This window comes from Coraliomargarita algicola (genome assembly GCF_033878955.1).
Taxonomy (GTDB): Bacteria; Verrucomicrobiota; Verrucomicrobiia; order Opitutales; family Coraliomargaritaceae; genus Thalassobacterium; species Thalassobacterium algicola.
The window spans coordinates 2378647-2398764 of the sequence record NZ_CP138858.1 but is presented as its reverse complement, the minus strand read 5'-3'; the positions used below and the strand labels follow the sequence as shown (position 1 = coordinate 2398764).

Sequence of the window (20118 nt, the reverse complement as noted above, 5' to 3'; positions counted from 1 at the left end):
ATCTATTAGTAGCACGAATCATGCGACAAAACGTGCTTCTCGTTACTTGTTTCGGTTTTTTTAACTCGCGCGCAGCCATGCGGCACAAATGATTCCGCCCCATGGCAGCAACCGACTATAAATTTCGCCTGAAAGATAGCATCATTGGCTTACAGTTTCTTTTTGTGGCCTTTGGCGCGCTGGTGCTAGTGCCCATACTGACTGGCTTAGACCCCAACGTGGCCTTGTTTACGGCAGGCATCGGAACGCTCGCTTTTCAATGTATCAATCGCAAAAAGGTGCCGCCCATCTTCCTGGCATCGTCTTTTGCCTTTATTGCACCTATTATGTATGGTGTGCAAACTTGGGGGCTGCCGGGTACATTGTCGGGCCTGATCGCGGCGGGTTTGTTTTATGTTTTAATTAGCTTCTTAGTGCGACTGCGACGTGCGGACTGGTTGCACTATATTCTGCCGCCCGTGGTGGTGGGGCCCGTGATTATCACCATCGGCCTGATTCTCGCGCCAGTTGCGGTGAATATGGCGATGGGCAAAACGGGGGATGGTAGCGTTGAGCTGGTGCCTTTGCCGCAAGCGATGTCGATTTCTTTACTTTCACTGATGGTCACGATCGTGGTGATCTTAAAAGGGCGGGGCATGTTCAAGCTACTGCCTGTGCTGTGCGGCATCGTGGCCGGTTATACGCTTTCGGTTGTGCTGGGAGTGGTGGATTTTGCGGCGGTATCGAGTGCGCCCTTATTTGCGCTGCCTGCATTTACGGCGCCTGAGTTTAATTTAGAAGCGATCTTGTATATGCTACCGATTGCAATTGCACCTGCGGTCGAGCATCTCGGCGACATTCTCGCGATCAGCAGCGCGACTAAGGAAAACTATCTGGAAAAGCCAGGCCTTAAGAATACACTTTTGGGCGATGGTGTGGCCACCTGCCTGGCGGCGTCGATGGGCGGCCCGCCCAATACGACTTATTCCGAAGTCACCGGGGCGGTTAAAATCACGCAAGCCTTCAATCCAGCCATCATGACTTGGGCGGCACTTTTCGCCATCTTATTGGCATTTGTCGCTAAGCTGGGCGGTTTATTGGCGACTATCCCTGTGCCCGTGATTGGAGGTGTGTTGATCTTATTGTTCGGAATTATCGCCAGTATCGGCATTCAAACCATTGCGGATCATAAGGTCGACTATAACGATTCACGCAATCTGATCATAAGCTCCGTGATTTTGGTCAGTGCGATTGGTGGGATGAGCTTGGACCTAGGCTTTGTCTCACTGAGTGGGATCGGGCTCGGTGCGATCTGTGGCATTGCTCTTAATTTGGTGCTGCCGCGCACCCAGCCGAAAAAAGACGAGGCCTAAGCTGGTGCCTTGGGGTGCTTACGTAACCAGCGTTGGATTTCGTTGAGTCGCTTGATGGGGTCTTTGGCTTTGAGCCGCGGGAAACGGCTGCCGGACTTTAGGAATTCGCCCGATTTCCCCGGCATGGCGAGCTTGCAGATCAGGCGATCGCCTTCGCTCTCGACGCGGCGCACACCGGCGAGCTCAGCGAGGATGCGCACTTGGCTGACGGCGATCAGTGCTTCGGTGGGCAGGGGACGCTTGCCAAAGCGGTCGGCCAACTCTTCGGCGATGTTGAGCACGTCTTCTAGCTTTTCAGCTAAGGCCAGGCGGCGGTAGAAGTCGATGCGCAAGCGGGGCTCGGCGATGTATTCGCTGGGCAAGGACGCTTCAATTAGCTCGCCTTTGCGGTTGCCATACTCAGCGTCCTTAATCGCGGCAAAGCTAAAGGAGCCGCTGGTGCTGCGGGCACGGCTGCCGCCCAAGCCGGTGGTGATGAAGTCGAGTTTTACTTCCGCTCGTATGCGGTCGGCTCCCGGATCGCCTTTGAGACGAGCCACGCTCTGTTTGAGTAGTTGGCAATACAGTTCAAAGCCGATGCCGGCGATGTGTCCGCTCTGCTGTGAGCCGAGCAGGTTGCCGGCGCCGCGTAATTCCAAGTCGCGCATGGCGATGCGAAAACCGGCCCCTAACTGGTTGTGTTGTTTGAGCGCGTTTAAGCGCTTTTGCGCTTGTTCCACCACCGCGGCGTGACGGTGCAATAATAAGTAGGCGTAGGCTTGCCGTTTGAAGCGGCCCACGCGCCCGCGGATTTGATACAGCTGCGCGAGTCCGAAACGGTCAGCACCTTCGATGATCAATGTATTACAATTGGGGATATCGATGCCGGATTCGATGATGGTCGTGCAGACTAACACGTCGAACTTTCCCGCTACGAATTTCGTCATGATTTTTTCCAGCGCGCCCTCAGTCATCTGTCCGTGGCCGACGGCGACTTTGAGCTTGGGGTGCATGGCTTCGATCTTAGCGGCGACGCCTAGAATGCTGTCGACTCGGTTGTGTAGGTAAAATACTTGTCCTCCGCGATCGGTCTCGGCTTGGATCGCGGATTTGATTAGCTTTTCATCGTAGCTTTTTACAATGGTTTCGATGGGGCGGCGGTCGACGGGTGGTGTTTCAATGACACTCATGGCACGTGCGCCCGCCATGGCGAGGTAGAGCGTGCGTGGGATGGGAGTGGCACTCAGGGTGAGGATGTCGACATCGGCGCGTAGCTGTTTGATTCGCTCTTTTTGCTTTACACCGAAGCGTTGCTCTTCGTCGACGACGAGTAGTCCCAAATCTTGGAAATGAACGTCGTGACTGAGCAAACGATGGGTGCCGATGACGATGTCAACCTTACCGGCTGCGAGGTGTGCGATGCTTTCTTTATTTTGTTTCGTGCTACGAAACCGGCTGATCATGTCGACAATGATCGGGTATTGAGCCATGCGCTCGCAAAAGGTGTTAAAGTGCTGTTGGCAGAGCACAGTGGTGGGCACTAGGATGGCGACTTGTTTGCCCGCGAGCACCGCTTTGAGAGCCGCGCGAATGGCGACCTCTGTTTTGCCGAAGCCCACGTCGCCACAAATCAGGCGATCCATGGCTTGTGGCTTTTCCATGTCTTGTTTGGTGGCTTCGATCGCTGCGAGCTGGTCGGGCGTTTCTTTAAATGGAAAGGCGGCTTCAAAGTCTTTTTGCCAAGGGTGGTCGGGTGGAAATGCAAAGCCGCCCGCTTGACTGCGACGGGCGTGAAGTTGCAGCATTTCTGCTGCGTAATCGAGTGTGGCGCGCTCGGCCGCGGCACGGGTCTTATCCCAAGTCGCGCCGCCCACTTTTGCGAGCTTGGGGCTGGACTTGGTGAGGCCGACGTAGCGGGTGAGTAGGTGCGATTCTTGCAGCGGCACATGCACCGTCATTTGCTCCGCAAACTCGACGGAGATCACCTCTTTGGAGCCACCTTGTATTTCTAGCTGTGTGAGTCCGCGAAAGAGGCAAACGCCGTGTTGCAAATGCACCAGTGGATCCCCATCCGCGAGCTCGGTAAAGTCGAGCAATTGATCCACTTGAGAAATTGTGGGACGCGCGCGTTCTTCGCGGCGGTTCAGTTTGCGGCTGCGCCGTCCGAAATACTCGGTGTCGGTGATCAGGGCGAATCCGTTCTTACCGCTTTTGAGGGGCGGTTTGTAATTGGGAGAGTTGTGGCAAATGAAGCCACCAGAAAGTGTGCCCTGTATGAAGTGTGGCTTGAGGCGCGCGGTTTTAGGGTTTTCCTTTAAGAGTTCTTGTATGCGTTTGCTCTCGCTCTCGCCGGCAGTAATCAACGTGATGGCGAAGCCCTTTCTCGACCAGTCTGCAATTTGGTTTTCAAATTTAATGCGAGCATCCTGTTCGGACTCAAAACGGTCGTAGCCGATCTGTGCCAGCTCGGTATGGAAACGGTAATTGCTGGTCGGCTCAGAGTCTATTTCGATGCGTTCGGCGTCTCGAAATAGTTCGGAGTCTGTATCCAATTCACAAATACCAGTCAGCGTGTCGCGTTGCTTGCGTTGGGCGATTACTTGGTAAAATGAGCGTAGAGATGCCGTGCTCGGGGCGTCTTGTGAAGTGCCGGGCGGCGTCATTGGTGTGAGGTCGCTACGAGCAATCGCTAACTTCTCGAATCGATAGGGGTGCTCGCGCACAAGTGCGGCGGGGTCTTCGAATATCCATTGCACGGCTGCTGTGGGCAGGTAGTGAATGAGCGCGCCTTCAGTGATGGCCGCACCGGCATCGGAGTTCGGCATGCCGGCGGCGATGCGAATGGTGCTGACGTCGTCTTGAGTGCGTTGGGTAGTGGGGTCGAAACTACGTATGCTTTCGATTTCGTCGCCGAAGAAGTCGATGCGATAGGGGCAGTGCGCATCGTAGGGGTAGAGGTCGATCAAGCCGCCACGGGTGGCGATTTGACCGGGTTGTTCGCAAAGTGCTTCGGAGTCGTAATCGAGCTCGGTTGTGAGCTTGTCAATTAATTGTCGGAAGGGATGGCTTTGGCCCACTTCCAGAGTGATTTGGCCTTGTGCGAAGTCTGCTTTCGCGGGGCAGTTGCCCAGTAGGGCTTCGGGGGTGGCGATGAGTAGACGCTTATGCGGGGGAGCTTGCAACAGTGCACTGAGCACTGCCAGGCGATCGCATATGCGGTCGGCGCGTCGTTGCGCATCGATGTCGGGGGGCGGATCTTCCGGGAAGTAAAGCACTTCCACGGGGGCCTTGTGGATGGACCATTGAACATAGCGATCGACTTCGGCGGCTAATTCTTGGGCGCGGCGCGGGTCGGCCACGAGTGCGAGGGTGAGCTCTGTTGTTGCGTGTTGCGCCAGAGAGTGAAGTAGCGGCGCACGTGCCTCCGTGCAAACGCCGTGGTAAAGCGTCGATTTCGGAGTGGCTACTGTTGATTTCGAGGGCACTGCGTTAGCTGTTGAATGACTCTAAATGCTTGAGCGCGGCTTGGGCGGCATTGGCTTCGGCGGTCTTTTTAGAGCTACCGGTGCCACGCCCGAGCTCTTTGTCTCCCAGAAAAACGGCGGCGTTGTAGTGACGGTCGTGGTCCGGACCTTCGGCGGGCAATTCTTGATAGCGGGGAACTTCGCCGGCGTGGTGTTTTTGCGACCACTCTTGTAATTTGCCTTTTGGGTTTTGGCTGCTGGCGGTGAGCTCGATGGCTTCGATCTGATCGCCGAAGAGCTGGCGGATTGCTTGGCGTGCCGCGTCGAGGCCGGCGTCGAGGTACACGGCGCCGATGAGTGCTTCGAGTGCGTCTTCGAGCATCGCCTTACTCGGTTCGGCCTGATGTTGGCGATGCGCTTCGCTGACTTCCAGATATTTGCCGAGATCATTGCTGCGTGCGACACGCGCGAGAGATTTACCATTGACAATACTGGCGCGTGAGCGGTCGAGTGTGCCCTCGTCGGCCTGTGGGAACTTTTGGTAGAGTGTTTCGGCGATCACCAGGTCGAGCACGGCGTCCCCGAGAAATTCCAGACGCTGATTATCGCCCGTTGCTCGATCGCAACTGGAGTGGGTGAGTGCGAGTCTGAGCAAGGCTTCATCCTGAAAACTGTGTTGAGTGATCGGTTCGAAGATTTGGTTGGAGCTGTGCATTTTATGTGAAAAAGTTCGGCGATGTCGGTTTACCGCTTGCGCTGGAGGAGGGGGCAATTCAGCTTAGTTCTAGTTCATTTCGGTCCGGCTGCAAATACCGGAATTGTATTTCGCTCTCATTTATACAAATACCTTGTTAAAAGAAAAATCGCCCACGTCCTCCGAGTCCAAGGCCAAGATCTTTGTCCTCGATACTAATGTTCTTTTGCACGATCCGCAGTGCCTCCATAAATTTGAGGATAATACGATTGCGATTCCAGTCGAGGTCTTGGAGGAACTCGATGGTAAGAAATCGGCTCCCGGGGAGCTCGGGTTTTCCGCACGTAAAATACACCGCGACTTGCGTGCGCTCTTTGACGAAGGCTTGGAAACGCCGCCGGAACTCAATGGTAAGGGCAGCTCGGCGCTGAGCCGGGACCTGCCGAACGGCGGGCGCTTGGTGGTGGTGATCAATGATTACATGGTAACTGGCGAGAGTGAGAACGAAGGACTCAACCGACTGAAGGCTACGCTGGTAAATATGGAGAAAATGGACAGCCGGATTTTGGCGTCTGTCTTTTTTCTTAAGGATGTATGTCCTGATAGTCGTGTTATTCTAGTGACCAAAGATGCCAATATGGCACTCAAGGGCATTGCGCTCGGCTTGGAAGTGCAGGATTACATGAATGACAAGGTGACCACTGCCAAACTGGGCGGTGGTTGTAAGACGATCGTAGTGGAGGATGCGGACTATGAGCGTTTTCTGGAAGAGCAGGGGGTCGACCTCTCGCCTGAGCTGACCAGTCACTTGTATCTGAATGAGTATATTTACATCAGCAATGGTGAGTTTAGCGAGCCAGCCCGCTACCGAGGCGATGGTCAGATCGATGCCTTAATTCTAGGCTCGGATGTGGGGGTGAAAATTCCCAAAGGGATTCGTATTCATCCGCTCAATTCAGAGCAACGGATGCTGATGGATGCGTTGTTGGATGAAGATATTAAGCTCGTGACCTGCAGTGGTAAGGCGGGCACGGGGAAGACTCTGGTCTCGATTGCGATGGCACTGTTTCAAACCATCGGAGAGGACAACTTATATGAGCGTGTCTTTATTACGCGTCCTCTGGTGCATATTGGTAAAGATACCGGCGCCTTGCCTGGGACGCTGGAAGAAAAAATGGCACCCTATATCGCGCCGTTTTTTGATAATTTGGAAGTGCTCTTCAGTAATCGCAAGGTGGTGAAGCAGGAAGAGCCCGCCAATGAGGATTCGCACATTAACCGGATTACCTCGACGCGTAAGCGCAAGAAGGCGATGGCGAAACTGGCTAAGCAGCCCTCAAAGCAGGAGAGCGCCGAAGAGGATAATAAGCCGCGCAAGCCCTTTCAGTTCCTATTTGATTACGGCATGGTCGAGGTGGAAGCTATGACCTTCATTCGCGGCCGTTCGCTCTCGAATACGATTTTTATTATCGATGAAGCGCAGAATCTAACACCGCATGAGGCCAAGACAGTTGTCAGCCGCATGGCTGAGGGCTCGAAGGTGATCCTGCTCGGGGATCCGTATCAAGTGGACAGTATGTTCTTGGATGCGTGGTCCAATGGATTGGTGCACACCGCGCAGCGACTGAAGGGCACGGAGATCACTGCTCACTTGGAATTAGCGACAGGTGTGCGCTCCGAGTTGGCGGACCTGGCGGCAGATCTGTTGTAGCGATGTGACGCCAGTCACGTCTGTGGAGTCCTGGAATGCAACGTTGGACGTTCGACGTTCCCCGAGACCTCGCTGGCGCGAGTTCGCTACAGATTGAGGTGTATCGATGTGACGCCAGTCACGTCCGTGCGCGGTGCAATTCAACATTGGAAGTTGAGCGTTGGACGTTCAACGTTCCCAAGTTATATAAAAAAGGCGGACTTGCTTTCGCAGGTCCGCCTTGGATTTAAATTATAAGCGCTGCCTTAGTAAGGCAGTGGATATTTTGCGGCAAGCTCAGCAACGCGTGCTTTGACGTCTTCGAGTGCTGCGTCCAGACCGTCGGTGTCGATGGCTTTCAGCACGGTATCGATGCAGTCGGCGATGGTGACCATGTCGGCTTCAACGAAGCCGCGGCTGGTGACCGCCGGTGTGCCGAGGCGAATACCGGATGCTTTGAAAGGAGAGCGTGTCTCGAAGGGCACGGTGTTCTTGTTGCAAGTGATGTGCGCGCGATCGAGCGTCTCTTGCGCGACCTTGGCTGTGAGGTCAGGCAGGTTTTCGCGTAGGTCGACCAAGAAGAGGTGATTGTCGGAGCCCCCGGAGATGAGCTTGTAGCCACGTTCCATCATGGCTGCCGCGAGTGCTTGCGAGTTTTTGACGATTTGAGCGGCGTAGTCCTTGAAGCTGGGCTTGAGGGCTTCACCGAAGCAGACTGCTTTGGCTGCGATGACGTGCATGAGCGGGCCGCCTTGGCCGCCTGGGAACATTGCAGAGTCGATGATTTTTGCGTGCTCCGCTTTGCAAAGAATCAGGCCGCCACGTGGGCCGCGTAGGGTCTTGTGCGTGGTGGTGGTGACGAAGTCGGCGTGTGGCACAGGAGAAGGATGAACGCCTGCGGCAACCAACCCTGCGATGTGAGCAATGTCGGCGAAGAGATAGGCGCCGACGGAGCGAGCGATTTCGCCCATACGTTCGAAGTCGATGATGCGTGAGTAAGCGGATGCGCCTACAGTGATCATTTTGGGCTTTTCCTTTTCGGCCACTGCAGCGAGTTCGTCGTAGTTAATCAGGCCGGTGTCTTCGCCGACGCCGTATTGCACGAATTCGTAGAGTTTGCCCGAGAAATTGACGGGGCTGCCGTGTGTGAGGTGTCCGCCGTGGGCGAGGTTCATGCCCAGCACCTTGTCGCCTGGTTGGAGCACGGAGGTGTACACTGCGAAATTAGCTTGCGAGCCAGAGTGGGGCTGCACGTTTGCGTGATCTGCGCCGAAGAGTTCTTTGGCGCGCTCGATGGCGAGGCGCTCGACGACATCGACGTGTTCGCAACCGCCATACCAGCGTTTGCCGGGATAGCCTTCAGCGTATTTGTTGGTCAGGATGCTGCCTTGAGCTTCCATGACGGCTGGGTAAGTGAAATTTTCCGACGCGATGAGCTCGATGTGGCTTTCTTGGCGTTGACGCTCCGCAGCGATGGCGGCGGCGATTTCAGGATCGATTGCGGCGATCGGGTTGGCGTTGAGGGCGGGATTGGATGTTGCTGTGCTCATTGTTTGAGTGGTTTGAAAATAGTGCTTGGGCGAGGTTGGTTTAGAAGGGCCAGATCCATTCGCGGGCGGAGGATTTTTTCGCAGTGGGAGCTTCTGGCTCGGCTGTTGGGGGCGCGGCGTCGGGACTTGGAGCGGGTGTTTCTACGGCAGTTGTGGCCGCGGCAGTTTCGACATCGGTAGTGCTATCGGGTGCTGTGGCTGCGGCTTTTTCGCTCCAGAAAGGCCACCACCATGGGTCGCTCACATGAGTTCCTTCGTATTCAGCTGCCAGCATGGCGTCGGGAGAAGTGGCGCTTTCATTCTCACCGAAGGGCCATGCCCAGCGTGCAAAGGTGCGTCCCCAGCCCGCCTCTTGTTGTTGGGCAGCGTCGATGCCAGCGGCTTCGGCGAGATGAATCATTTGTTGGCCTACATCTTCACGCCCTTTTAAGTGTGCGGCGAGTTTGCTGCTGTCGGTGGGGGTGGCGGCTCGTGTGCGTGTGGGCACCCCATCCAGTGGACGTCCTGGTTTGTATTCGTAGACCACGAAGCCGCGGCCGATGGGGCTTAAGATTTTGCGCATGCCGTCGTCCCAGCGCATGAAAATGTCTTGTCCTTGCATCTTCCAGTCGCCTTCGAGGTTGCGGTCGAGGGAAGTGTTGAGATTGCCGAAGCGAGCGATTTCGACGCGTTCAAATGAGTTTTCGGAGAGTTTTATGATCCAGTCGCCGCGGTAGAAGGCGAGGGCGTTTTTACGGCTGGAAAAGGCGATGCCGCCGGTGTGGACGGTGCGCTCTGCTTTGTAGTTGGCCATCCACGCGCTGGGCACTTTGTCTTCGATGGTGCGGGCTGCGGGGCGCATTTCGCTCTCGTCGTCTTCAATGATTTGTCCGGGCTCGATGATTTTATAGCTAAATTCACGTTTATTGGGGCGAAGGATCGAGTATTGTCCACTGTCCCAGGCGATGTGGAGTTCGCTGCCTTGTTTGGCCCAAGAGCCGCGTAAGCCACCTTGGGCGCCCGCGGTGGTGGCCGCGGAGCGATCTGATTCGATGAATACGTACTCGGCGGATGCGTCATCGGAGCCGATTTTCCAGATGCCGAAGTAGCCCTTGGCTCTGTCGCGATCCGAGGCGAGTGCATTTTCTTTGGCGGGAGGTTTGGCCCACTGCCCGAGGATTTCCGCGGGCACTTGTTGGGCCTTGGCGCTGTAGCGCTCGGAGCCGCTGTTGTCGATATGGATGATGACGAAGCCGAGTTTGTCACGTTGAATGCGATGTTGACTGCCGTCGGACCATCGGAGAGTGGCGCTTTCTTCGGTGCTGGTCCAGTTGCCTTGGTAGACGCTGCGGTCACTGTTGTCGCCCCAGAAGTAAGAGGCGCGACCTTGCCCCTTTACGATCATGACAAGGGTGCCTTGGTTCGGAGTCTCGATTTGCCAAGTGCCGCGAAAGAGCTCGTCGCTACTTTGTGCGTGAGCGTTTAAGCTGAGTAGGCTGGAGATCAGCAGGCCGCAGAAGAGGGCGGCCAAGGATCGGAAAATTAGTGTGCATCTCTGCGCGGAGAATGAAATCATATCTAGTGCCTATTTTTCACAGTCACAACAGGCAAGAATTATTCGTGAGGCCTGCCGATTCGGGAGAAGTTTAGTAGACTGCGGCTGATGCGCCCACTTTCGAGCACTGCACGGTCGGAATTTGGGTGTGGATCGACTACAGTGCCGTCCGAGTAGCGGAAGTTGTATTTGCCTGGGCTCGTTTCAGCGAAGAGGCTACCGAGTTGTAGCTTGGCTGGGAAGGTTTCGACGACGGGCGTATCGGCTGTCGTCTCTAGTGGGAAGTTGATGTTGATGACGCTGCCGATATAGGCGGATTTGTCTTGGAGCGTGTCGAGCGCCATTTGGGCGGCATGGTTTGCGGCTTCCTTCAGTGATGCATTGAAGGCCTCGTTGCCTTGACCATTTGCATCGCGAATGGAGTCGAATAGGTGGTTGGGGACGCTCTGGCTAAAGGCAATCGCGGGTAAATCCCATAACACGCCCTCGATCGCACCAGCGACTGTGCCCGAGCTGAGGATTAAAGTTTCGGTGGTATTAAACCCGATATTGATACCCGATAGCACAATGTCTGGCTTTTCGGGGAGTAAGTTACCCAGTGCTATATTGACGCAGTCTGAGGGGGTTCCGCTAATGGCCCAAGCCTGCACGCCATCTGCGAAATAGGATGGGCTGTCGATGACTTCAATCTCGCCGTGGCGAGTCATGCAACGTCCGGTCCAGCTTTGCTCGAAGGCAGGCGCAGCCACCGAAACACGAAAATGCGGGAGCAGCGACTCGACGAGGCGGTGAAGGAAGGCGGACTGGATGCCGTCGTCGTTGGTGATGAGTGCGTGTGGTTTCATTGGTTTATATTGGGCTTAAACCCCCTTAGGTCGTTGGAGCACTTCGGCCGGTGCTTCAGTGATGCGTGCGCGCACGTCGTCGGGTAGCTCTATTGATTTGAGCGCGCCGTCTTCGCAGAGTTGTGCGAGAATGGTGGTCATATGTCCTTTACCAGCCTGTGTGCGGGAGCCGTCTGGATTACGGCGGAAGATGCGGAACTGGTAATCAATGGCTCGATCTTTAACCGATCTGACTGCGAGATGGATGTCGATGGTATCGCCAAAGCGTAGTGGTGCAGAGAATTTACACTCCGCTCGGGCGCGTGGCCAGCCGACCAGTTCGCCGGGTTTGGTGCGAATGAGGTCCACGCCGGCTGCTTCGAAAAAGTCGCGTTCAGCCGTCTCCATATATTTAAAAAAATTAGAGAAATGGACAAGTCCCGCCATGTCGGTTTCCGAAAACTCGATACGGCGGGTGGAAGTGTGTTCGTAAGGCATGCGTGGCAGTGATGCCGTTGCTGACGCGAAAGGCAATCTTAGGAGTCATTTTTGTCTGTAGCGATGCGACGCCGGTCGCGTCCGAGCGGACCAGGAATGCAACATTGGATGTTGAGCGTTGGATGTTCGGCGTTCCCCGAGACCTCGCTAGCGCGAGTTCGCTACGGTGCCGTGTTTTTTTTGTAGCGATGCGACGCCAGTCGCGTCCTGTGCGGCCAGGAATTCAACATTGGGCGTTGAGCGTTGGATGTTCGGCGTTCCTCGAGACCTCGCTAGCGCAAGTTCGCTACAGTGCCGGTTTTTTTTGTAGCGATGCGACGCCAGTCGCGTCCCTTATCTTCGCTCCTTTAGGCTTGAGTTATTATCGGATTTCTGGAGCCTATCTGCATGGACGAGCCAGAATATAAGGGTGGCTTGAGGCGTCTGGATTCTAGCTATTACGAGGGCATTAGTTTTGTCCATTGGACGATGTGTTTGAAGGGCCAGGCGACGGGTTGGCTAGATCCAGTCCATCATGCCGCTTTGCGTGAGATTTGCCTACACGCATTCGCTCGTGAGTTTTTATGTTGCCCGGCTTACTGCCTGATGCCGGATCATGGTCATTTTCTGTTGGTTGGATATGATGTTCGAGCTCAACAACGGGCAGCCATTCGTTGGATGCGACGCGAGTGGAACCTGTTGCTGTCGCCTTTAAAACTGCAGCACCAACCTTATGAGAGTGTGTTGCGTGAGTCCGATCGTTCTCGCGAAGCATTTGCGCCTGTGGCTGTTTATATTCTGCGTAACGCCGAGCGGGCTGAACTGGTTGAAGACTGGCGGGAATGGCCTTATGCGGGTGCACTTTTCCCAGGATATCCTAAGTTGGACCCGAGGAAGGTGCACTTCTGGGAAGATTTTTGGAAGGCTTACCAGAAGCATTTGAGCGCGTAAATGTTGGGAAATTGGGTGTAGCGATGCGACGCCAGTCGCGTCCGTGCGGCCTGGAATTTAACATTGGATGTTGAGCGTTCCCCGTGACCTCGCTAGCGCGAGGTCGCTACAGTTTATTCGCTACGATTTCGCGCACTTTGACCATGTCCTGACCGAATACGCGGATGCCTTGCGAGAGCTTTTCGGTCGCCATGGCGTCTTCGTTCATGAGCCAACGGAAGGATTTCTCGCTTACGTCCAGGCGCTCGATGTCGGCACTCTTGGCGCTTTGAGCGTCTAGTTTGCGTTCGACGGCTTCGTCCATTCCTTGTAGCTCTTCCAGTAGGTTCGGGCTGATCGTGAGTAGGTCGCAGCCTGCCAGTTCCAAGATCTCGCCGAGGTTGCGGAAGCTGGCTCCCATAACTTCGGTTTCATATCCGAACTTCTTGTAATAGGTGTAGATTTCCTTGACGCTTAGAATGCCAGGGTCGTTGGAGCGGTCGTAGCTGGTGTCGGTGTTGGCTTTATACCAGTCTAGGATGCGTCCGACAAAGGGGGAGATGAGTTGTGCGCCCGCTTCGGCGCAGGCCACGGCTTGGGCGAGCGAAAAGAGGAGTGTCATGTTACAGCGTATGCCTTCTTTCTGTAGTATTTCAGCAGCGCGTATGCCTTCCCAAGTGGATGCGATTTTGATCAGCACGCGCTCGCGCTGGATGCCTGCGGCTTCGTAAAGAGCGATCAATTCGCGTGCTTTGGCTACGGTGGCTTCTGTGTCGAAAGACAGGCGGGCATCGACTTCGGTCGAAACACGCCCTGGCACGATCTCTAGAATCTTGAGGCCGAAGCCGACCAGTAGGTGGTCGATGACGAGGTCGATACGTTCTTCGCCAGTTGCTGTGGATTCCTTTGTGGACTCGATGGCGTCGTCTAAAACGCTGGCATATTCCGCTTTTTGCAGTGCTTTGAGGATGAGCGACGGATTTGTGGTCGCATCCTGTGGCGTATAGGCTGCGAGTGTTTCAAAGTCGCCAGTATCTGCGACTACAGTGGTGAGTTCTTTGAGGGAATCGAGTGTGTTTGACATAGACGGCATACTTTGCATGGGAAGCTATTGGGGGCAAATTTGTTTTGTGGGTTTTGCATGACTTTAACACATGGCTAGCTCCAATCTTATTCATTTCTCATTTTGAATGCGGCTAGGGTGACGCTAGCCCAGCCAATTATAAATAGCAGGCCGCCGAGCGGTGTGATGGGCCCCAGCCAGCGAGGGCCGTCGAGTGCTAGCCAGTAAAGTGAGCCTGAAAAGAGTGGGATGCCCAGGCTTAGGCAGTAGAGGGCGACCTTAAAGGTGCGTCCCGAGAGCGTATAGTTGGCTAAGGTGAGGAGAGCCAGTGCGTGCCACATTTGATAGTTCACCGCCGTGTCCCAGGTGGCTTGTGTGTCAGCGGATTCCAGTCGACTTTGCAGGGCGTGGGCGCCGAAGGCTCCTAGTATGACGGCGGTCAGGGCAAATAGGCCGGCGAGTAGTATAAATGTACGCTGAGTGCTCATAAGAGTCAGTGGTATTGGTCGATGTCTAACGGGTCAATTTTTTCTCTAAGAGTGCCGTTCCTTTCCATTGCAGGGCATACTTTTTACTTGCGTTAATTTCGGTACTAACCATGAAGGTGAGGGAAAATATGCGTATCAGTTTATTTAATTTATCTGCCCTCGCGGCATCTGTTGTCTCCCTTGCCCTACCTCTGCAGTCATCTTTCGCAGATGCAGGTTCTGGTTCAGATGCAGCTCGCATTGCGCAGCTCGAACAGCGTCTCCTCCAATTGGAACAGCGTCTAGCGGACACAGAGCAAGAGACTAAGGAGGTTAAGGTCTTGGCGGCCAATACGGTTAATACGGTTAATACTGTTGCGTCTTCTGGGAGTTCGAAAGCTTCGATCTTAGGGAATGGTGCTACTTTCGACATTCTTGCCGGTAGTGCGTGGCGCAATCTTCGTTGGACTCAGGAAGAGCAATGGGACGGGGTGAAGCGCGGTGTGACAGAGGAGAAGGTCATCGAATTGCTAGGGTATCCGCCACGTTCCGTAGATTCTCTTAAGCCGCGCGTCGATAAAGTGTATTGGTACGAAACCAGCCTGCGCGATACCAGTAGTGGTATGCATGGTAAAATTTCTTTCAAAAAGGGGAAGGTCGTCGCGGTCGAAAAGCCTGACTTTAGTGCGGCACCCGCAGTCAACAAGAGTGCGGTTACAAGGCAGCGTTTACCCTAAGTTTTCTTAACTTATTGGCTATTATTTGCTATCGATTGGATCGGACATAATTATAGCTAAATTACTTTTAACCTCAATCGTGTGAGCACTTTCGCTGGTATGGCTGAGGTTGAACAAACAAACAAAACACAAAAACAAACATACAATATGAAAAACAAAATTGCTATCGCATCTGCATTTGTTGCAGCTTCTAGCTTTTCGACTGCGGAAATCGTTGTAAACGACTTCCTTTCTTTCGAAGGCTTCGTAGATATGTCTTACACTCACACTGACAGCGAGTTCGCTGGTGATGAGGGTAACGAAAACAGCTTCGCAATCGATCAGGTTGAGATCAGCTGGTTGTTCGATTTCGACACTGTTACAGCTCAAATTGACTTCGATTACGAAGACAATGATGATTCCACAACAGAAGTTGAGCAAGCGTTCGTTACATACCACATGGATGGTGGCAGCGCAGTGACTGCAGGTCGTTACGCTTCTATGCTCGGTTTCGAAGCATTTGAGCCAACTGGTTTGTATCAGTATTCCTTCGGATACGATATGTTGATCGGTGATACATCTGTGCTTCCTGGCTATGCACAAGGTGTTAAATACACACACGAATCAGACACTACATTCTTCGGTCTTTCTCTTCAAGACGAAGCTTACGACAACGGTAGCGACGCATTCGGTGGTAACCCCGATTCGACATACGCTGTTGAAGCTGCTGGTTCTGTGATCCTCGCTGAAGGCCTCACTGGTTTCTTGGGTGGTGTATACGAGAATGGTGATGACGTAGACAACTACGCAATCAACGCATACGTTACTTTCGAAACAGGTGCTTGGATCTTCGCTGCTGAAGTCAACTACGGTGACTTGGAGTCGGGTGCTACATTGGGTGCAATCGGTGTTGAAACAGCTATCGACGCTGGCTTCGGTACTTCTGCAAATACTTTTGCAGCTAACGAAGAAGTGCTTCAATTCCTCTTGATGGCTAACTTCGCTTACAGCGATCAAGCATCTATCACAGGTCGTTTCACATACACAGATCATGAAGCTGACCTCGATGTTGCTGGCACAGCAGTCGATCTTGAAGCTGATGCAATGAAGTTCACATTGGCTCACGGTTATGCTTTCACAGATAACCTCTTCCTTGTGACTGAAGTTAGCTATGTTGACGGTGAGTTCGACACAGACAACGCTGCTTTCGCAGGTGATGACTTCGACGGCCTTCAAGGTGCAGTTGAGCTTATCTTCTCCTTCTAATTTGGTTTACCAAATTAGATCGTAAAGAAATCTTATTTTCAAAGCCCTCTCGGTTCGCCGAGGGGGCTTTTTTATGTGTGTCTGGTTTCGCGAGATTCCGGAGACCTCGCTGGCGCGAGTTCGCTACGGGATTCAGTTGCTTGTAGCGACGCGACGCCAGTCGCGTCTGTAGGGTCCTTGAGTGCAACATTGAACCTTGGATGTTCGACGTTCCTCGAGACCTCGCTACGGTGCAGTTTTTTTGTAGCGATGCGACGCCGGTCGCGTCGGCGCGTCTTGGAATTCAGCATTGGATGTTGAGCGTTGGATGCTCGACGTTCCCCGAGATCTCGCTGACTCGAGTTCGCTGTCATCAACGGGATTCAATTGGTTGTGGCGATGCGACGCTAGCCGGGTCTTTAGGTCTTTGGCTGAATGAGCTTGCTTGCCTGCGCTAGACTTGGCGCACTGTGTATTGATGACAGAAGACTCTAACCAAAACGAAAAGACGCTCCTTGATTGGGCGGCGCGGCTATGCCCTGATTCCCCACGTAAGCGACTGAAGGAGTGGATCGCGTCGGGGCGCTTCTGCTTGGACGGGCGTGTTGTGACGAAGGCGGGGCTGCGTTTGTCAGATCCGGGCGCTTCCTTGACGCTCGGCACGCCAGAAAAGTCGGCCGTGGCCTGGGGGCACCGCAAGCGGATTCATCCAAAGCTGGTCTTGGTTTACCTCGATAGCGATTTGGCGATTGTGGATAAGGAGTCGGGCTTGCTTTCGGTTCCGACGGAGAAGCAGGGGAAGATTTCGGCCATTGAGGTCTTGGCCAACTATTTGAATGATTCACGTGGTGAGGCCACGCGACGCAGTTTCTTTGGTTCGCCCGACGCAGTGAAGCCACTTCCGGTCCATCGTTTGGATCAATATACCAGTGGTCTCTTGTGCGTGGCGCTGAATGATACTGCGAGACAGAATCTGATTAAGCAGCTGCGGAGTCATGATTTTCTGCGTGAGGACATTGCCTATGGCGATGGGGATGCAGTCGAGCCGCAGGGCACTTGGACGAATTACTTGCAGTTGGATGAGCGTGGTTATAATCAGCAACTGGTTGACGGGCCCGCGGATGGGGCGACTCAGGCGATTACACACTATCAGGTGGAAGAGGTTTTTGAGCGTCACCATGTTTCCAAGCTACGCATTCGCTTAGAGACGGGGTTGAAGCATCAGATTCGCATTCAAGCCGTTGCCAATGGACTACCACTGGTGGGGGATCGTATTTATCACCCGAGCACGCAGAAGGCGGTGGCAAAGAAGGGGGCGAAGCTTCCTTATGGTTTTAAACGACAGGCGCTACACGCTGCGACGATTGGTATTATACATCCGGTTAGTGGCAAGAAGCTTAAGTTTCAGTCTAAAATTCCCGGCGATATGCAGATGCTAGAGGAGCGTTTACGTGTGGGGAAGCTCTAGGCTGGAGATGTGATTTGTTCGCCATTTACCACTGTACGTTTGATGTTCGACGTTCAATCCTTCCTTTTCGCTTGAACTCAGTCGCAGGCTAGGCATTTTACCCTGCTTTTCTCATTATCAACGGCTTACCATTATGAGCACATTACTCATCAGTCTTTTAACTCTCGTCCTTTTGCTGATTTCGGCATTTGTCATTTTAATCGTGCTGATGCAGCGCACCAGTCAGAGTGGCGGTATGGGAGCTGCGCTGGGTGGCGGAGCTGCGGAGTCTGCCTTCGGTTCGGATACAAACAATATTCTGACCAAGGGCACGGTTTATGGAATTATTGCTTTCTTCTTAGTCGCGCTGGGGCTTTATCTACTCTATCAGGCGCAGGCTGCGGATGCAGTTGCTGAGGTGGATATGAGCACGCTGATTTCTGCTAAGGAAGAGGAATCTGTAGCGGAAACAATTACCGAGGTGGTTGAATCTGCGGGTGTGTCGGAGGCTGTGACTGCTGATGTTGCTGCTGCGGTTGATAAGGTAGAGGGAACTTCGGACGCAGTTGTCGAGTCTGTAGAAGCGGGTGCTGCTGAGATTGAAGCTCAGGTCCAAGAGGCTGTCGAATCCGTCGATGCCGCTGCGAGTGATCTGCAGCCCGCCACGAATTAATGCAATTTAAGAAAACGTTTTTTCATTCTCTTTTTCAAAGGTCAGCCATATGCGGTTTATCCGTGGCTGGCCTTTTTTGTGTCTGTATGCCGTTGAGCGCCCAGCGAGCCGGGGGTGATCGGGACGATCGCGCTTCGCGCTTGATGCAGCGAATTGATGCGGAGGAGGGGGCGCAGCGCTTAGAGGCTTTTCGCCGGCAGCGCTTGGACGGTGACTTTTGTTTTGAGTTTGAGCTTGAGCATAAGCCGCGTCGTGCGCGCACAGTGCGTTATAATGGAATGATGTGGGGCTCGTGGAATGAGCTGGGGCCGATTACTCGTTTTCGGGTGGAGCCCGCGAGCTCAAAGTTGGATCCGCAGTTCGATTCTGTGCAAGCAGCGGTGGAGCTTATTATCCAGAATGGTGTGGCGCCTCAGGTGTGGATTCGGCGTTCCGAGAGTGAGTCTTTTCAGTTGGTGCAGGGGCAGGCTTTGTTTGAGCCTATATTACCGGGCTTACTTTATTCGCCCTTTGATTTGCAGATGCCATTTGTGTATTGGGAGCAGTTTACCTACGAGGGGCCTACTTTGGTGGGGGCGACTCGGGTAGCGCAGCAGTTCTTGATGCATCCGCCGGAAGGGTCTGCGAGTGCGGAGCGCGGTATTGCGGGGGTGCGTGTGGGGCTGGATGATACGTATAATGCATTGTGGCGTATTGAGGTCATGGATACTCAGGGGGAGGTCGCTTCTCGCTTCGCGGTTGAGAGTTTTCAGAAGGTTCAGGAACAGTACATTGTTAAGCGTATTACTTTGACGGAGTATCCGGGGAAGGATCGGACCACATTCGATGTCGAGTCGGCTTCGGTTGGCATATCTCTGGAGCGCGAGATTTTTTCTCCAGTGTCCATGCGGCCTGCGAGTGATTATAAGCAGTGGCCGATGGAAAATTTGTAGGTTGATTGGGGCGTTATTTTGTTGTTGGATGTCGTTGTAGTTGCGCTTTGTGGGGCTATTAGAATTATTGTTGACTTGGTGTATATAAAAAACAGCTTATAGGCATGCGTAAGGCATTGAGTATGAGCAGTAAAACTACGACACCATTAACTTTTGATCTTCAGCAAGACTTACTAGTTAGGCTGAAAGAGATTCAATTAAAAACCGGAGCACGCTCCTTAAGCGAAGTTGTTCGTTATGCAGTTAGTAATTTGGATCTATCTGAATTGGAAATTGCTAACGTATCGCACCGCCAGATCTCTGTCCGTTTGTCGGATGAGCTGCGTCAACGACTGGTTCGGCTGAGCAAGCAAAAAAAAGTCAGCGTAGGTGTTTTGTTGAGGGCGGCGTTGGATTCTCTACCAGACGAACTTCCGGGGTTCAGTCCCGAAACTACTATGCCTAAGAAAAAAACAACAAAGAAGAAAGTTGCTGCCAAAAAGGCAGCTCGCAAAGTTCCAGCCAAGAAAAAGGCTGTTAAGAAGAAGGTCGCAAAGAAAGTGGTGAAAAAGGCTACTAAAAAAGCGGTGAAAAAGGTAGCCAAAAAGACTGCGGTGAAAAAGGTAGCCGCGAAGAAAGCTGCTAAGAAGACTGTCGCTAAGAAGCAGGCGGTTAAGAAAAAGGCCGCAAAGAAAACCGCGGTGAAGAAGCGGGCAAGTAAGAAGGCCGTGAAAACTGTCGCTCCTAAGGTGGCCCAGAAAGCTGCAAAGAAGAAAGTGGCTAAAAAAACGGCTGTCAAAAAGCGCGCGGTTAAGAAAGTCGCTCAGAAAAAGGCAGCCAAGAAAGTCGCCAAAAAGACAGTCAAAAAAGCAGTCAAAAAAGTGTCGGTAAAGAAGCGCGCAGCTAAGGCTGCGAAGGCCCCGTCCGTTCAAAAGACGGCTTCAAAAAAGGTGGCTAAGAAGGCTTCCAAGAAGAAGTCGGCTAAGCGAAAGGCTTCGAAGAAGTGAATTCACTTTTTGGAGGAATCTTAGGCTAGGCTTGCTTTTGCCCACGCAGAAGTTTTGATTCTGCGCTCCCGTCGCACTGTTAAATTCAGTGGAGA

Annotated in this window: 17 protein-coding genes; 9 read left to right on the top strand and 8 right to left on the bottom strand. The window is 53.5% G+C overall.

Translation table 11 applies throughout. From position 1 onward, the window contains the following. Positions 1–101 precede the first annotated feature (101 nt). On the top strand, positions 102–1352 hold the full coding sequence (locus SH580_RS09520) for a uracil-xanthine permease family protein (RefSeq protein ID WP_319834761.1): 1251 nt from the start codon (positions 102–104) through the stop codon (positions 1350–1352). On the opposite strand, the gene mfd is transcribed toward SH580_RS09520, so the two are convergent. Then, the gene (mfd, locus tag SH580_RS09515) at positions 1349–4816 is read right to left on the bottom strand and encodes a transcription-repair coupling factor (protein ID WP_319834760.1); all 3468 of its coding nucleotides are present in this window, start codon (positions 4814–4816) and stop codon (positions 1349–1351) included. The two genes, SH580_RS09520 and mfd, sit on opposite strands and share 4 nt — an antisense overlap. A 4-nt stretch (positions 4817–4820) precedes the next feature. Continuing rightward, complete coding sequence (rnc, locus tag SH580_RS09510; protein WP_319834759.1) at positions 4821–5510, bottom strand: ribonuclease III; 690 nt, start codon at positions 5508–5510, stop codon at positions 4821–4823. A gap of 133 nt (positions 5511–5643) precedes the next feature. On the opposite strand from rnc, the gene SH580_RS09505 reads away from it, so the two are divergent. Continuing rightward, a complete protein-coding gene (locus tag SH580_RS09505) occupies positions 5644–7200 on the top strand; it encodes a PhoH family protein (RefSeq protein ID WP_319834758.1) in 1557 nt (518 codons plus the stop codon). Positions 7201–7445: 245 nt separating this feature from the next. Here SH580_RS09505 and glyA read toward each other — a convergent pair whose 3' ends face one another. The 4 genes from glyA to SH580_RS09485 are packed head-to-tail and all read right to left on the bottom strand — an operon-like array spanning position 7446 to position 11585. Beyond that, positions 7446–8729, bottom strand: a complete 1284-nt coding sequence (gene glyA / locus SH580_RS09500) for a serine hydroxymethyltransferase (RefSeq protein WP_308949158.1) — start codon at positions 8727–8729, stop codon at positions 7446–7448. 40 nt (positions 8730–8769) lie between these two features. Beyond that, entirely contained in the window at positions 8770–10284 is a 1515-nt protein-coding gene (locus SH580_RS09495) for a hypothetical protein (protein WP_319834757.1), read from the bottom strand. 38 nt (positions 10285–10322) lie between these two features. Beyond that, positions 10323–11108: a 5'/3'-nucleotidase SurE gene (gene surE / locus SH580_RS09490; RefSeq protein WP_319834756.1), complete on the bottom strand. Its 786-nt coding sequence runs from the start codon at positions 11106–11108 to the stop codon at positions 10323–10325. A 15-nt stretch (positions 11109–11123) separates the two neighbouring features. Continuing rightward, positions 11124–11585, bottom strand: coding sequence for an acyl-CoA thioesterase (locus tag SH580_RS09485; protein ID WP_319834755.1), 462 nt, complete (start codon positions 11583–11585; stop codon positions 11124–11126). Between the two features lie 387 nt (positions 11586–11972). On the opposite strand from SH580_RS09485, the gene SH580_RS09480 reads away from it, so the two are divergent. Then, complete coding sequence (locus SH580_RS09480; RefSeq protein WP_319834754.1) at positions 11973–12515, top strand: hypothetical protein; 543 nt, start codon at positions 11973–11975, stop codon at positions 12513–12515. A 106-nt stretch (positions 12516–12621) separates the two neighbouring features. On the opposite strand, the gene tal is transcribed toward SH580_RS09480, so the two are convergent. Together tal and SH580_RS09470 are read right to left on the bottom strand one after the other, a co-directional pair. After that, a complete protein-coding gene (tal, locus tag SH580_RS09475) occupies positions 12622–13578 on the bottom strand; it encodes a transaldolase (protein WP_319834753.1) in 957 nt (318 codons plus the stop codon). A gap of 86 nt (positions 13579–13664) precedes the next feature. Continuing rightward, entirely contained in the window at positions 13665–14045 is a 381-nt protein-coding gene (locus SH580_RS09470; RefSeq protein ID WP_319834752.1) for a DUF423 domain-containing protein, read from the bottom strand. Positions 14046–14173: 128 nt separating this feature from the next. Between SH580_RS09470 and SH580_RS09465 the strand changes: the two genes are divergently transcribed. From SH580_RS09465 to SH580_RS22015, 6 genes are all read left to right on the top strand, one after another. Continuing rightward, entirely contained in the window at positions 14174–14761 is a 588-nt protein-coding gene (locus SH580_RS09465; RefSeq protein WP_319834751.1) for a tol-pal system YbgF family protein, read from the top strand. A gap of 147 nt (positions 14762–14908) precedes the next feature. Then, entirely contained in the window at positions 14909–16006 is a 1098-nt protein-coding gene (locus tag SH580_RS09460) for an outer membrane beta-barrel protein (protein ID WP_319834750.1), read from the top strand. Positions 16007–16463: 457 nt separating this feature from the next. Further along, a complete protein-coding gene (locus SH580_RS09455; RefSeq protein ID WP_319834749.1) occupies positions 16464–17453 on the top strand; it encodes an RluA family pseudouridine synthase in 990 nt (329 codons plus the stop codon). A 133-nt stretch (positions 17454–17586) separates the two neighbouring features. Continuing rightward, positions 17587–18105 carry a preprotein translocase subunit SecG gene (secG, locus tag SH580_RS09450; protein ID WP_319834748.1) on the top strand — a complete coding sequence of 173 codons (519 nt, stop codon included), beginning with the start codon at positions 17587–17589 and terminating at the stop codon, positions 18103–18105. Between the two features lie 86 nt (positions 18106–18191). After that, entirely contained in the window at positions 18192–19037 is an 846-nt protein-coding gene (locus tag SH580_RS09445) for a hypothetical protein (RefSeq protein ID WP_319834747.1), read from the top strand. Positions 19038–19141: 104 nt separating this feature from the next. After that, complete coding sequence (locus SH580_RS22015; RefSeq protein WP_345786258.1) at positions 19142–20023, top strand: CopG family transcriptional regulator; 882 nt, start codon at positions 19142–19144, stop codon at positions 20021–20023. Positions 20024–20118: the final 95 nt, after the last annotated feature.

Coding starts and splice junctions, on each gene's coding strand:
- SH580_RS09520 (WP_319834761.1), top strand. CDS start 102: ATGGCAGCAACCGACTATAAATTTCGCCTGAAAGATAGCATCATTGGC.
- rnc (WP_319834759.1), bottom strand. CDS start 5,510: ATGCACAGCTCCAACCAAATCTTCGAACCGATCACTCAACACAGTTTT.
- glyA (WP_308949158.1), bottom strand. CDS start 8,729: ATGAGCACAGCAACATCCAATCCCGCCCTCAACGCCAACCCGATCGCC.
- SH580_RS09495 (WP_319834757.1), bottom strand. CDS start 10,284: ATGATTTCATTCTCCGCGCAGAGATGCACACTAATTTTCCGATCCTTG.
- surE (WP_319834756.1), bottom strand. CDS start 11,108: ATGAAACCACACGCACTCATCACCAACGACGACGGCATCCAGTCCGCC.
- SH580_RS09485 (WP_319834755.1), bottom strand. CDS start 11,585: ATGCCTTACGAACACACTTCCACCCGCCGTATCGAGTTTTCGGAAACC.
- SH580_RS09480 (WP_319834754.1), top strand. CDS start 11,973: ATGGACGAGCCAGAATATAAGGGTGGCTTGAGGCGTCTGGATTCTAGC.
- tal (WP_319834753.1), bottom strand. CDS start 13,578: ATGTCAAACACACTCGATTCCCTCAAAGAACTCACCACTGTAGTCGCA.
- SH580_RS09470 (WP_319834752.1), bottom strand. CDS start 14,045: ATGAGCACTCAGCGTACATTTATACTACTCGCCGGCCTATTTGCCCTG.
- SH580_RS09465 (WP_319834751.1), top strand. CDS start 14,174: ATGCGTATCAGTTTATTTAATTTATCTGCCCTCGCGGCATCTGTTGTC.
- SH580_RS09460 (WP_319834750.1), top strand. CDS start 14,909: ATGAAAAACAAAATTGCTATCGCATCTGCATTTGTTGCAGCTTCTAGC.
- SH580_RS09455 (WP_319834749.1), top strand. CDS start 16,464: ATGACAGAAGACTCTAACCAAAACGAAAAGACGCTCCTTGATTGGGCG.
- secG (WP_319834748.1), top strand. CDS start 17,587: ATGAGCACATTACTCATCAGTCTTTTAACTCTCGTCCTTTTGCTGATT.
- SH580_RS09445 (WP_319834747.1), top strand. CDS start 18,192: ATGCCGTTGAGCGCCCAGCGAGCCGGGGGTGATCGGGACGATCGCGCT.
- SH580_RS22015 (WP_345786258.1), top strand. CDS start 19,142: ATGCGTAAGGCATTGAGTATGAGCAGTAAAACTACGACACCATTAACT.